Source organism: Streptomyces sp. HUAS ZL42, assembly GCF_040782645.1.
Taxonomy (GTDB): Bacteria; Actinomycetota; Actinomycetes; order Streptomycetales; family Streptomycetaceae; genus Streptomyces.
In genome coordinates, this window is sequence record NZ_CP160403.1 from 9,473,199 (window position 1) to 9,485,193 (window position 11,995).

Annotated in this window: 11 protein-coding genes; 5 read left to right on the forward strand and 6 right to left on the reverse strand. The window is 68.3% G+C overall.

Going from position 1 to position 11,995, the window contains the following annotated elements; all coding sequences use genetic code 11:
• Nucleotides 1-51 precede the first annotated feature (51 nt).
• From ABZO29_RS43335 to ABZO29_RS43345, 3 genes are all read left to right on the forward strand, one after another.
• The gene (locus ABZO29_RS43335) at nucleotides 52-1,038 is read left to right on the forward strand and encodes a helix-turn-helix transcriptional regulator (RefSeq protein WP_367325692.1); all 987 of its coding nucleotides are present in this window, start codon (nucleotides 52-54) and stop codon (nucleotides 1,036-1,038) included.
• 216 nt (nucleotides 1,039-1,254) lie between these two features.
• Nucleotides 1,255-3,987 (forward strand): hypothetical protein, encoded by a 2,733-nt coding sequence (locus ABZO29_RS43340; protein ID WP_367325693.1) that lies wholly within the window; start codon nucleotides 1,255-1,257, stop codon nucleotides 3,985-3,987.
• A gap of 382 nt (nucleotides 3,988-4,369) precedes the next feature.
• A complete protein-coding gene (locus ABZO29_RS43345) occupies nucleotides 4,370-5,293 on the forward strand; it encodes an alpha/beta hydrolase (protein ID WP_367326402.1) in 924 nt (307 codons plus the stop codon).
• Between the two features lie 167 nt (nucleotides 5,294-5,460).
• Here ABZO29_RS43345 and ABZO29_RS43350 read toward each other — a convergent pair whose 3' ends face one another.
• Nucleotides 5,461-5,637, reverse strand: a complete 177-nt coding sequence (locus ABZO29_RS43350) for a hypothetical protein (protein ID WP_367325694.1) — start codon at nucleotides 5,635-5,637, stop codon at nucleotides 5,461-5,463.
• Nucleotides 5,638-6,018: 381 nt separating this feature from the next.
• On the opposite strand from ABZO29_RS43350, the gene ABZO29_RS43355 reads away from it, so the two are divergent.
• Entirely contained in the window at nucleotides 6,019-6,666 is a 648-nt protein-coding gene (locus tag ABZO29_RS43355; protein ID WP_367325695.1) for a dihydrofolate reductase family protein, read from the forward strand.
• 901 nt (nucleotides 6,667-7,567) lie between these two features.
• On the opposite strand, the gene ABZO29_RS43360 is transcribed toward ABZO29_RS43355, so the two are convergent.
• The 5 genes from ABZO29_RS43360 to ABZO29_RS43380 all read right to left on the reverse strand — a co-directional run bounded on the left by ABZO29_RS43360 (nucleotide 7,568) and on the right by ABZO29_RS43380 (nucleotide 11,584).
• Nucleotides 7,568-7,789, reverse strand: coding sequence for a helix-turn-helix transcriptional regulator (locus ABZO29_RS43360; RefSeq protein ID WP_030724363.1), 222 nt, complete (start codon nucleotides 7,787-7,789; stop codon nucleotides 7,568-7,570).
• A complete protein-coding gene (locus ABZO29_RS43365; RefSeq protein WP_367325696.1) occupies nucleotides 7,789-8,274 on the reverse strand; it encodes a DUF2975 domain-containing protein in 486 nt (161 codons plus the stop codon). The genes ABZO29_RS43360 and ABZO29_RS43365 overlap by 1 nt, the downstream gene beginning before the upstream one ends.
• A gap of 227 nt (nucleotides 8,275-8,501) precedes the next feature.
• The gene (locus tag ABZO29_RS43370; protein ID WP_367325697.1) at nucleotides 8,502-9,275 is read right to left on the reverse strand and encodes a DNA/RNA nuclease SfsA; all 774 of its coding nucleotides are present in this window, start codon (nucleotides 9,273-9,275) and stop codon (nucleotides 8,502-8,504) included.
• A gap of 180 nt (nucleotides 9,276-9,455) precedes the next feature.
• Complete coding sequence (locus ABZO29_RS43375) at nucleotides 9,456-9,830, reverse strand: nuclear transport factor 2 family protein (protein ID WP_367325698.1); 375 nt, start codon at nucleotides 9,828-9,830, stop codon at nucleotides 9,456-9,458.
• A 755-nt stretch (nucleotides 9,831-10,585) separates the two neighbouring features.
• Nucleotides 10,586-11,584 (reverse strand): helix-turn-helix transcriptional regulator, encoded by a 999-nt coding sequence (locus tag ABZO29_RS43380; protein WP_367325699.1) that lies wholly within the window; start codon nucleotides 11,582-11,584, stop codon nucleotides 10,586-10,588.
• 200 nt (nucleotides 11,585-11,784) lie between these two features.
• Between ABZO29_RS43380 and ABZO29_RS43385 the strand changes: the two genes are divergently transcribed.
• Nucleotides 11,785-11,961, forward strand: a complete 177-nt coding sequence (locus ABZO29_RS43385; RefSeq protein ID WP_367325700.1) for a hypothetical protein — start codon at nucleotides 11,785-11,787, stop codon at nucleotides 11,959-11,961.
• The last annotated feature ends 34 nt before the right edge of the window (nucleotides 11,962-11,995 follow it).

An 11,995-nucleotide genomic window follows, 5' to 3' on the forward strand; every position in this document is an offset into this window, starting at 1 on the left:
TAGGAGAAATAGTGGACAGAATCGGTCCTGTATCCGCGTTAGGCTGCGGACATGCCTCGACCCACTGGCCGCGTGCTGACACTCCTGGAGCTGCTGCAGTCGGGTGGCACCCGGACGGTGGCCGAACTCGCCGGCCGGCTCGGCGTCGAAGGGCGCACCGTGCGGCGGTATGTGGACCAGCTGATCGACCTGGGCGTGCCCGTGGAATCGGTGCGCGGCCGCTACGGCGGGTACCGGCTCGCCCCCGGGTACCGCTTGCCTCCGCTCATGCTCAGCGACGACGAGGCGCTGGCCGTGCTGCTCGGCCTGGTCGCCGGTCGCCGAGCAGGGCTGACGACGACGGAGCGCACGGCGAGCGAGACGGCATCGGCGAAGATCCGGCGGGTGCTGCCCAAGCACATCGCCCGCCGGCTCGACACACTCCTGGAAGCTCTCGCCTTCACGGATCAGCCCGGCGAGTTCGACACCCCGGACGCCGGGGTCTTGCTCACGGTCTCCGATGCGGTGCGCCACCACCGACCGGTCTCGATCCGCTACACCGACCGCGACGGACGGCGCAGCGAACGCACACTGCACGCGTACGGGATCGTCGCCCACGCGGGCCGGTGGTACGTCACGGGCAAGGACGCCCAGATCGGCGAGGACCGAACCTTCCGGCTCGATCGCATCGCAGACGCACGGACCCTGCCCGGCTCATTCGAAGCGCCTGCGGGTCCCGATCCGGCACATCGCCTGTTGTCAGCCTTCGCCACGGCCGAGTACCGGCACGAGGTGACCTTGCGGATCCACGGGACGGTTGAGCAGATCCGCGCCCACCTTCCCGCCGGCGTCGCGAACCTGGAGGAGTACGCGCCCGTGGCAGGCGAGCACCAGGCGGAGCGCTGGCTGCGCGTCGAGCTGCGGGCGGAGCGGCTCGACTGGTTGCCTCCGGTACTCGCCTCACTCGACCGTCCGTTCGTCATCGAGCGCCCCGATGAACTCCGCGACCTGGTCATCGCGCTCGCCGATCGCCTCGCGTCCTGCGCCCGCCAAGCCTGAACGCGAGGCACCAATGTCATGAGATGGCTCATCTTCGCCGTCGCCGCCCTCGCCCTCGCGGCTGAACGACCAGGCAAGGGCTCCCCGCTCTGAATGAAGGTTGTCAGGCCCATGTTCAGAATGCGTGTCCCCCTTTAACCTCTGCACCACCGCATCCATGGCCATCTGCCGGCACAGGTCGACAGGGGCCGCAGAATTCTGGGGGGATCTACCATATTGCGCATCTCAGGTGCCTTACGCAGGCACAGACCCCGCTCCGCGCTCGCGGCGCTGGCCGTCGCGTCGCTGGCCGTGACGCTGTGCCAGCCGACGGCGGCAGCCCGGACCGACGACTCCGCTCCGGGATCCGCGATCGGAAAGCAGGCCACGCCGTTCGCAGCGGCCGCACCGGCCGCATACGAGCAACCGGCGTACGACCCCGCACCGCGCACCACCGCCGAAGAGGCTCCGCCAACCCCGCAGCCGGAGTCGTACGAGGACTTCGAGTCCGGCGTCCGGCTGATGCTCAAGGACCTGCGGTCCGGGCGTCTCAAGGAAGAGGCGTTCATCAACCACGCCTACGCCAAGCTCGGTTATCAAGGCGGTGTACCGGCCCGCTACCGGGACAAGGACCTGCCGGCGGAACAGCGCACCATCCTCGCCATGACCCTCGGCCGTGAACTGGACCGTCTCACGCACCCTGTGCGGCGCAGCATCCAAAACCGCATGGCCCACGCCGACGTACTGGCGCGGCTGATCGCGAGGCAGCCCCAGGATGCGTCCACCGAGGCGGCCCGGCAGTCGGTCGCGCTGGCCCCGCTCACCGAGTGCGGGCAGCAGGGTCAGTTGCCGGGCCAGTTCGAGTGCCTGCACCAGACGGCCAACTTCTCGGTGTTCTACAACGTCGGCGGCGAGAACAACGTCAACCCGTACGACGGGGCCGGCACGCCCGCCGAGGGAGACGTCCAGGACAACGGCGTCCCCAACTACGTGGACCGGATGTCCCGTTCCCTGGAACAGGCGTGGAGTACGTACACGTCCATGGGTTTCAGGCCCCGGGAGGATTCCGACAAGAAGGTCGCTGTCTTCCTCGGTTCGACCCATGTGGATCCGGGCGTGGGCTTCGTGCAGCCCTTCGAGGTCGCCGACGCGAACATCATCCACATCGGGACGAAGTTCAGTGCTGGCCAAGAGGCGGAGGAGTTCTATCTGCCGCGGCACGAGCTGTTCCACTCGATGCAGTACAGGTACATCGGCTGGCGGCTCATCTTCAACATGCGGAGTCTCAACGCGTGGATGGAGGCCACCGCTGAATGGGGTGCGCACCAGGCGCTCGCGGCCGACCCAGCGGTCCCGGCGGCCAGCCGTTACGACTACGCGCGCGCCCTGCCCAAGTTCTTCGAGCGGCCCGAGGAGGAACTCACCAAGCAGGACGGCTTCGGCTCGGGCCGCCAGTACGGCGCCTTCATCTTCGCCGAGTTCCTCGACGAGCGGTTCGGCCAGGACGCGATCAGGCACTCGTGGGAGCGGATCGGCGACGCCTGGTTCCCCGATGGCGCGACCGAGATCCGAGACATGATCACCGATGACTACCACCGTGACGTCCACGAGGAGTTCCGCGTCTTCGGCGTCGCCAACTACCAGCTGTGCGGCGGCGGCACGGCCGCGGACCACGGCTCGTACTGGCGCTACCAGGACGGGGACGTTTCCCAGTGGTGCAGTGCCCTGGGCGGCTCCGGCTCGGACGCCACATTCCCGGTGGCCCGCCCCAAGCACGAGACCATCACACTGCCGGCCGACGGCAAGGCCTCGGGCAAGTGGACGGTCAAGGGTGGTGGAGTGCACTACGTCGACCTCGTCGGCCAGGCCGATCCGTCCAAGTTGTGGAACATGGCCGTGCGCACCATGCAGGATGACGACAAGCGCCTGACCTTCACCGTCGTCAACTGGGAGAAGATTCCCCGGCGTTGCTTCGCGGACGACAAGAGCGCACGGGAAGAGGACAAGACCCTCGAAACCAGGATCGGCGGCGCCTGTAACGTGGTCACGTTGATGATCAGCCACGGCCGGCCGGGCGAGGGCGAGGAGGAGGGCCGCTGGGAGACCAAGTACACCTCGCTGTTCGGCGGTTCGGTCGGCAGCAGCGACGTGGAGATCGGCGTACAGCCCGGCGGGAATCTGATCACCCCGGGCGGCAGGCCCAGCGCCGGCACCCAGACCACCCAGGTCGGTCTGCGGCACAAGCCCACCAACTACGAGGCCGTCTCCGCCGTCGCCTGCCACTGCGAAGGATGGGGCATCCAGGTCACCCCGCCGGGCGGCGTCGGCCAGTGGAGCGGCTGGTCGCACGGAGTCCAGGGACTGTCGTCGAACGCCGAGGTGACGGAGTTCACCACCACGCCGACCACCGCAAAGTCGACAGTGCGGCTGGTGGGCACCGACTACCCGGTGTACGTCACGCATGAGTACAAGCCCTCGGCACGTCCCGAGTTGTATGACGTGTCCGTCACGGTCACCTCACTGGCACCACCCGGCGACCAGCCGCACATCTCCTACCGGCGAGTCGTCGACTGGGACGTGGAACCGACCGCGACCAACGAGTACGTCACCCTCAAGGCGGACCACCCCAACGTGGAGTTCGCCAGCGACTATGGTCTGGCCGGGCCCGACCCGGGCTCAGGACGACCCAAGCTCTACCACGAGGGGTCCTTCACCGACGCCGGTCCGTACGACCAGGGGACGGTCCTCGACGTCAACGTCCCGGTGGAGCCCGTCCCCGGCGACCCCAACGCCGGACTCGTGGGAGAGTTCCACCTCTACTACGGAGCGGCAGCAGGAGAGGCCAAGGCGCTGGACGCACTGCAGGCCGTGAACGCCCCGGTGTACTCCCTTGCCAAGCCCAGTACGTCGGGCAACCCGGGCAGCGGCCTGCCGGCCACGTTCATCCTGGGGTACAAGCCGGTGACCTGACGGCATTGAGTCTCCGGCCCGGCCCGGGGCCGCACCGTGGTCGGCATGTTGTTCGGTCGGACAGGACTTCCCGACCGGATGACCGCGGTGCGGCCGCCGAGGAACGCACCCTGGCGGGACCAGATGGTCCCGCCGGAAGCGTCGGCTCACGCGGAGCTGTTCCCGCTGGCGCCAGCGGGTCGGACGCCGCCCCGGGTCAACTACCGCTGAAACCTTGCCTTCCGTCGAACTCAGCCATCTGACGTAGTGACCGATACCACGGCGATCCGTACGCTCCCGGTGTCACTGATCCGAAGCCGACAGGTTTCGCTGGGAGTGGAGGCCCGCCGTGCACCCTGGCCGTGCTCGCCTGTTGATCTGGACAGTTCTGGTCGCACTGGTCATGGCAGTCCTGCCCGGGACCGCGACTGCGACCGTCGGCGGTAAGGGAAGGGACGGCGGTGCCCGGGTCGTGGCAGAGGAGAAGGTCGGCCCTCACCAGATCGACCTGACCGTCGCGTCGCCCGCGTTGGGCCGGACCGCCAAGGTGCGGCTGCTCATCCCGGATGGCTGGAACGAGCGCCGGAAGAGCCAGCGGTGGCCGGTGCTCTACCTGCTCCACGGCTGCTGCGACACATATGACAGCTGGACCCGCGAAACCGACGTCGAGACCCTCGCGCAGCTACGCGACGTGCTCGTCGTCATGCCGGAAGGCGGCCCGGCCGGCTGGTACAGCGACTGGTGGAACCACGGCAACGGCGGCCCGCCGGCCTGGGAGACGTTCCACCTGGGCGAGCTGCGCCCGCTGCTGGAGCACGGCTATGGCGCCGGAACCCGGCGGGTTATCGCCGGGCTGTCGATGGGCGGCCTCGGCTCCCTCCTCTACGCCGCGCACCACCCCGGCATGTTCCGGGCGGTGGCCAGCTTCAGCGGCGTGGTGCACCCCCTGTACGGCGACTTCCCGTCCGGTCTGATGGACGTGTTGAAGGAGTTCGGCGAGGACCCCCTCGCCCTGTGGGGCGACCCAGTGGCCCAGCGCGCCGTCTGGGAGGCTCACGACCCGTACTACCTCGTCAACCGCTTGCGCTCACTTCCCGTCTTCCTGTCCAGTGGCGACGGCACAGCCGGCCCCTTCGACCCGCCCGGCTCCTACGACGACCTCGAGGCACTGCTCAACCAGATGAACCACGCCCTCGCCGACCGCCTGAAGGCCACCGGAGGGCACCTGACCACCGACTTCTACGGACCCGGCACCCACGATTGGCCGTACTGGGAGCGTGAGCTGCACCGCTCTTTGCCGCTGCTGCTGCATGCCTTGCACCGCTGACTGAGCGCTCGGCAGGCCAGTGAGCACGACGTCTGGCTCCTGGCCAACACGAACGCGCAGTGGCTTCCCAATGGAGAAGCCAAGCCGCGGAGCCAGTACGGAGTTCCGGTGCACCGGCGTCGATCAGCGGGTTGGGAAGAAAGCGAGAGAAAATGTCTCCTCCGTCATCACTCTGCCCCCATGGGGGTGCCGCTTCCGAGGACAGGTGAACGCGAAACCTCGGGAGTTGTTACCGAGCCGCCGATGATCAGCCAGTTGTCGTCGAAACGGTTGCCGTGCACCGCGGGGAATTGATAGCGCAGCGGGCGGAGTTCGACACTGCTGGTGTGATCACTCAATAGCACAGCCCCAGGATGGCACGGGCCTTGTCGGCTCCGCCCGGCGCTGGCCAACGGTCACGGCGACGCCGTGCAGGCGGTGGTGTGACTTCGTACAGGCGCCGGTCCCGGATGAGGGCCCACAGGACGTTGACGCGGCGGCGGACAAGGGCGAGGACACCTTGGACGTGTCGCGTGACCTCGTTCCGATTGTGCTCGTTGAAGCTTCGCGAATACAGGTCGTAGCGGATGCTCATCAGGGCGGAGATGCAGCAGACGCGCTCCGGACCGCGGTGGGGGTGTACCGGGGTCGACGAGTACGAAGCTGGGTGCCGTCGCAGCGATGAGTCTGCCGGCGCCTACAGGTCTACCTTGCGACCGGGATAACCAACTCGTCGGGAGTCAGTCATGGGCCTCATCCACATCGAGCTGTTCGCAACCCTCGACCTCGTCGGCCAGTCGCCCGGCGGCCCCGACGAGGATCCCGAGGGGTTCCCGTTCGGCGGCTGGCAGGCGCCCCTATTGGACGAGGTCGCCGGGGCGCAGGTCGGTGCCGCGTACGAGGGCACGGACGCCCTCCTGCTCGGCCGGCGGACGTATGACATCTTCGCCGCCTACTGGCCGCACTACCAGGAGGGCGGCGAGGACAACGAGATCGCCACGCTCTTCAACAGCGTCCCGAAGTATGTGGCCTCCCGCGGCAAGCCCGACCTCTCGTGGGCCGGATCCACGCAGCTCGGCCCGGATCTGGCCGGCGCGGTGCGCGAGATCCGTGACCGGCACGAGCACGTGAAGGTCGTGGGGAGCCTGAACCTGGTGCAGACCCTCCTGCGCGAGAAGCTCTTCGACCGTCTTGACCTCTGGGTGCACCCGATCGTGCTCGGCGTCGGGAAGAAGGTCTTCGACGGTGGCGCGGTGCCCACGAACGTCACACTCCTCGAACCGCCGGCAGCCGGTCCGAAGGGCACGGTGTACCTGCGCTACGGGCTCGCCGATGGCACGCCCGGGACGGGGGACATGAGCAAGCCCGATCGCGGTGCCGGGCGCGACGAGTGAAGCCGCCCAGGCCAGGTGGGTCCGTGTCGTCGGCGGTGAATCCGGCAGGTCGGCATTCCGTCACGGCGTCGGCGATTCGAGGTGCCGGCGCCGTGACGAAATGCCTCGTCAGAGGGTCGCCGCCGTCACCAAACAGGTGCTGCAACCGGTCAGCCACTGCTGTGGTTCTGCGCTGGCTGCTGCGGCCGACGCCACGGTCTTCTTGTTCCACACGAGCAACGCAGCATCCCGGCGATGGTCATCAGCCGCTCCGTCTCCTGTCATGAGGCGGGCTGATGTCGCCTGCCGTGCATGCAGACGTCGAGAATCAGCTTCCGCTCCCTCAGAGGCGTGTACGTCCAGCTGCATCCACGAGCTGACGTGATTGACGGGACACGGCCAGAGCCCGTCCGGCAAGTGATCACTGAGTCGGGATGCGTGCTTGGCTGAATTGCCTTGCCGCTCCGATGCCGACCAGCGATTCTGGGCCGGTGCCAGGGCAGGGGAAGAGGAAGCGGCGGGAACGGGCCGAGCGGCAGCGACGTGCTGCTCGCACTGCGCCGGACACGGGGCGGTGGGAAGTGATCTGTGAGGTCCGGGACAGGGCGGAGCTGGGCGCTCACCTGCGTCGGCTTCGGGAGGCGCGGATCGACGCGTCGATGATCCGGATCGACACGCTGTGTGGCCGCCTGACGCACCCGACCACGTATCGGCTGAGCCGGTTCGTGGCGGAGGACCCCGTGTGCGAGCCCGACAGCGAGCACTCGGGTGATTGATCTTGTGGCAGGTCGAGGTGAGTTGGCGGACGCGGCGTGGGGGGTGGGGCGTCGGTGATCCGCTCACCCACCGCCGGCAGGGAGGTCGCTCCGGCCGGAACCGCGCACGCGGTCAGCGCGCGTTTTCCCGCCCGCCCTGGGGCACGTCATCCACCCGCGGCGTCCTCGGCCTCCCAGCGCAGCAGGTCGCCCGGCTGGCACTCCAGCACCTCGCAGAGCGCGGCGAGCGTCGCGAAGCGCACCGCCTTGGCGCGGCCGTTCTTGAGTACCGCCAGGTTGGCGGGCGTGATGCCTACGCGGTCCGCGAGCTCGCCCACGGACATCTTCCGCCTGGCCAGCATCACGTCGATGTCGACGGCGATCGGCATCAGATCACCTCGTCCAACTCGGCCTGCATCTGCGCCGCTTCGACGTCGCGCGCGACGGCCTGGGCGAGCAGCATCCGCAGCACGAGCACGATGAGTGCGACCCCCAGGATGGCCACGCCCACCCCGCCCATGATGACGGTGACGCCCGGGTCGTCGCGCTGGCCCGGCGCATTGAGGGCCGTGACGGCGAACCACACGAGGGCGGCCGCCACGATCGCGCCGATCACGCCGTCCACGTACCGGAAGGCGGCGTGGGAGAACACGGTTCCGCGTCGCACCATCGTCACCAGCCGCCATACGCAGACCAGGGCGACCTGGGCCGACACCATGCCCAGGATCGTGATCACACGCAGCGGGGTCAGTGGGAGCGACCCGTCCTCCGGGTCGGTGGCCAACGCCCACACCATCAATGCCTGTACGAACACGGTGCCGGCGAGCACCACCACGAGGACGGCGCGCAGGGCGCGCACTGCCAGCTTTCCCACGACCCATCCTTCCATCGAGTTGCGATGGGAATCTATCGAATCTCGATAGATTGAGCAAGTGCTGGGGCGGAGGGGGCAGCGCGCCGTGGCGGGAGGCCGCCACCTCCCTCGGCGCGGCGGTTGCGCGAACCGTCTTGATCTTGTCGAAGTCGGCCTCGCCTGGGCGCAGACCGGACGTCACCCGACCACGCCGAAGCCCTGGCCCCGGCTCTGGCCGAAGGGCGCTGTCAGGTGAGGAATTGCGGGGTCAGCTCGTAGTGGCGACTCACGCGCACGCCGGTTCGGTCGAGTTCGAAGTTGACCTGCCAGATCTCCACGCCGCGTTTCACGGCTTGGGCGACCTGGGCTTTGACTTCGCTGTGATGGCTGCTCCTTCGAACTTGGAAGCCGGGGTTGTCGTAGAGGAAGCAGACCAGGAGGACCGCGCGTTCGTGGGCTTCGAGGCTGCGGCCGAGTTCGCCGATGTGCTTGACGAGCCGGTCCGTTGCGGCGAGGGGCGGGCGTGGCCGGGTGCGGATGTGGTCGCCGAGGCGCACCTGGAGGTGGTCCAGGGGAGTCTTCACCTCGACGTAGGTGTCGTCGTTGACGAGGAAGTCGAGCCGCGACTGGCCGAGGAACTTCTCGCGTTGGACGGTTTCCGCGGTGACGATCTGCGGCAGGAGCCCGCTGTTGAGGGCCTGTTCGACGTAGCGGTTGGCTGCGGTCTGGTTGATGCCGATCCAGGCCGGCTCAGGGGCGCCGGGCGGATCGACGCAGACCGCCTCGACCGTGTATGAGGTCTTGCGAGTGCTGCGGTGGCTGCGAGACAGCAGGCAGGGCAGGCCGTCCAGGACCAGGTTGCCGATGCGGCCGGTGGCCGGGCAGTGGCAGGCGACGGCCTTTCCCTTGACGTCAGCGTCGATGATGAAACGGTTGGGGCGCCGAATGACGGTGGCCTGTGTCAGAGGCTCGGGGAAGTAGATCTTGTCGCCTCTCACCTCAAGTGCTGCGGCGGTGTCCATCACGCTGCTTTCGTTCCTGTGTGTGCGAGTGAAGAGGCGGGCCCGAGTTCAGGGCGGGGTTGGGCTCTCACGCCGCCGGCCGACGTCTGGCAGGTGCGGTTGCCGGGCAGTGTGGCGGGGGCGGAGGGTCGGGTCCGCCGCCGTCGTGCGGACTGACGGCAGACCCGCTTTCCGGGCTGGTCAGTGCTGGGGGTTGCCTCGGGCCTGGATCGCCGGGCTGAGGTCGAAGACGCTGATCACGTGGCTGATCTTGCCGTCCTCGACGGTGATGTAGTCGATGCCGCGGAAGTCCTTCGCGAAGGGCACTTCGGTGGTGTAGACGGCCGCTGCGTGGGCGTCGTCGCCCAGCACGTCGATCACCGTGCCGCTGATGAGGCTGCTCGCGAACGGCTCCAGGAACTCGCGGTAGCGGGCGAGGCCCTCGTGGCGGCCGTTCGGGGCCTCGCACACGATGTCGTCGGCGAGGAAGCTCAGCGCCTTATCGACGTCTCGGCCGAGCCAGGCACGGACGAACTCGTCGGCGATCTTCTGGGCGGTGCCGCTGGTGGCAGTCATGAGAATTGTTCCTTTCAAGGTGGATCGTCCCCGCCGCGCGACAAACGTGGCATGGGCACGGGGGTCGCATGTCAGGGGGCCGGCTCGTCGGGTAGGTGGCCGGACAGGTTCGTGTCCCATCTTGGCCGGGGATACCTGACAGGGGACGTCATGTATCTCTGACCTTCCGGGGAGATTTGTTTCACGCTCGCGGGGTTCCGGCGCCACTGAGCACCTCGGGATGCAGGAGGGGCCTCGTGCGCCTGCGGGCCAGGGCCCGGCGGCAGGCGGAGGAGTGCAGGCGTCACAGTGTTTGGAGCTGGGCGGCGACGGCGTCCGCCAGTGCTGTCGGCGAACGCCCGCGGCACGCCCTGGGCGGCAAGGGCCTGGGCGTACTGGTCGACGGGCAGGTCCTGATAGACCAACGGCTTGCCGGACTGCCGCGAGATCTCGGCCGCGACGTTTCCGAGGGTGAAGGGGGTGCCACCGAGTTGGTAGACGCGGCCGTCGCTCTCCGACCCGTAGGGACTGCCTGCATGGCCCTGCCCGGCCAGGACCATCGCCGCGGCGGCAGCGAGGTCGGCCCGGGTGGCCCCGGACACCTTGCTCACGGATACGTTGACTGGGCGACGAAACGCAGCGGCCCCGATGCCTGGCTCGCCGTCTGCCCGCGACCATAAGCCAGGCGCATCGATGGAGCCGGGTTCAGATCCATGGAACACAACGGCCTGAGCGTCGATCTCCCTCCGGCCCCAGGAAGCCCTGCACTGCGCGCGTCAGGCGCCACCGCCCTCCGTGTACATGGAGATGGTCTCCTGAGCCCGGCGCACCAGGGCCTCACGCAGTTCCGCAGGCTCCAGCACCTCCACCGCCGGGCCGAACACCAGCAACTGTTCGGCCGACCGAAGCGTCGGGAACCGTAGCTCCAGCTCCACCGCTTCCCCCTCGCTGCCCGCCTCTGCCTCAGCCTCCTCCAAGGCAGGCGCAGGACCTGCGAGGTCGGCTTCGTGGTAGCGCAGGAACCGGGCCAGTACCGACCGCTGCACCCGCGCGACCACGCGCACATGGGCCGGGATCTGGTCGATGCTCTGCCGCAGCAGCTCCCACACGTCCGCCAGCTCCACCCCGTCGCGGCGGCGCACCGGCTCGTCGACCACCGACGCCGACAACATCCGGTCCGAACGGAACATCATCGGCTTCCCCCGGTGGTCCGCCACCAAGTACCAGGCTCCGGCCTTGCTCACGAGCCCGTACGGATCGAGCGTGTACGAGCGCACCTGAGCGTCACGGCCGTGCCGGTAACGCAGCCGCAGTCGCCGGTCGTTGAACACTGCCGCTTGCAGCACACCGAGATCGATGGCCGAAGGCCGCGGGCTGCTGCGCCAGCGCACCGGATCGATCATGATCCGTCTGCTCGCCAGATCGGCGTCCCCGCGAAACGGCGCGGGCAGCGCCGCCATCACCTTCCGCAACGCCGAACCGATCGCCTGCCCCAACCCCAGATCCGCATGCGCCTGCTCCGTGACCAGGACAAACAAGGCACGAGCTTCATCGGCGGTCAGACCGGTGACGTCGGTTCGGTACCCCGGCAGCAGGGCAATGCCGCCCTTGCTCCCGCGCTCCGCGTACACCGGAACCCCCGCCGCCGACAGTGCCTCGACATCCCGGAAGATCGTGCGCACCGACACTTCCAGGCGGGCCGCCAGCTCGCCGGCGGGCAGCTGCCCGTGTGTCTGCAGCAACAGCAGGATTGAGAGCAATCGGTCCGACTTCATACTTCAAGCATCGTGCACATACATGACGGATTGCGTCATGTATGCCTCAGCTTCGGTGTGCGAGGCAGCCGTCCAGGCCGGCGCGACGTTGCTCACTCGCGCGACTGCAGAGGCGGGCGGACGTCAAGAGGCACCTTCGGCCGCCGACAAGGGCGGCAACCATCGTCCCTTCCTGGCGGACTTGTCGAAGAGCGCAGAGCGTGGTCGTCGTGGACGGCGTGCGGGGCTGCGGCGACGGTTTCTCCGCCCCCGTGCGCAACCGCACCCTCGAGCGACTCCCGCACGCCATCCACCCCACCTCCGTCGAAGCTGTGCCGACGATCCTGCACATGGCCGCCCGGGCCCCCTCTTTGACCGCGTGGACCAGTTCCCGCTGAATGACAGATGAATAGGTTCCCTTCAATCCCCGGA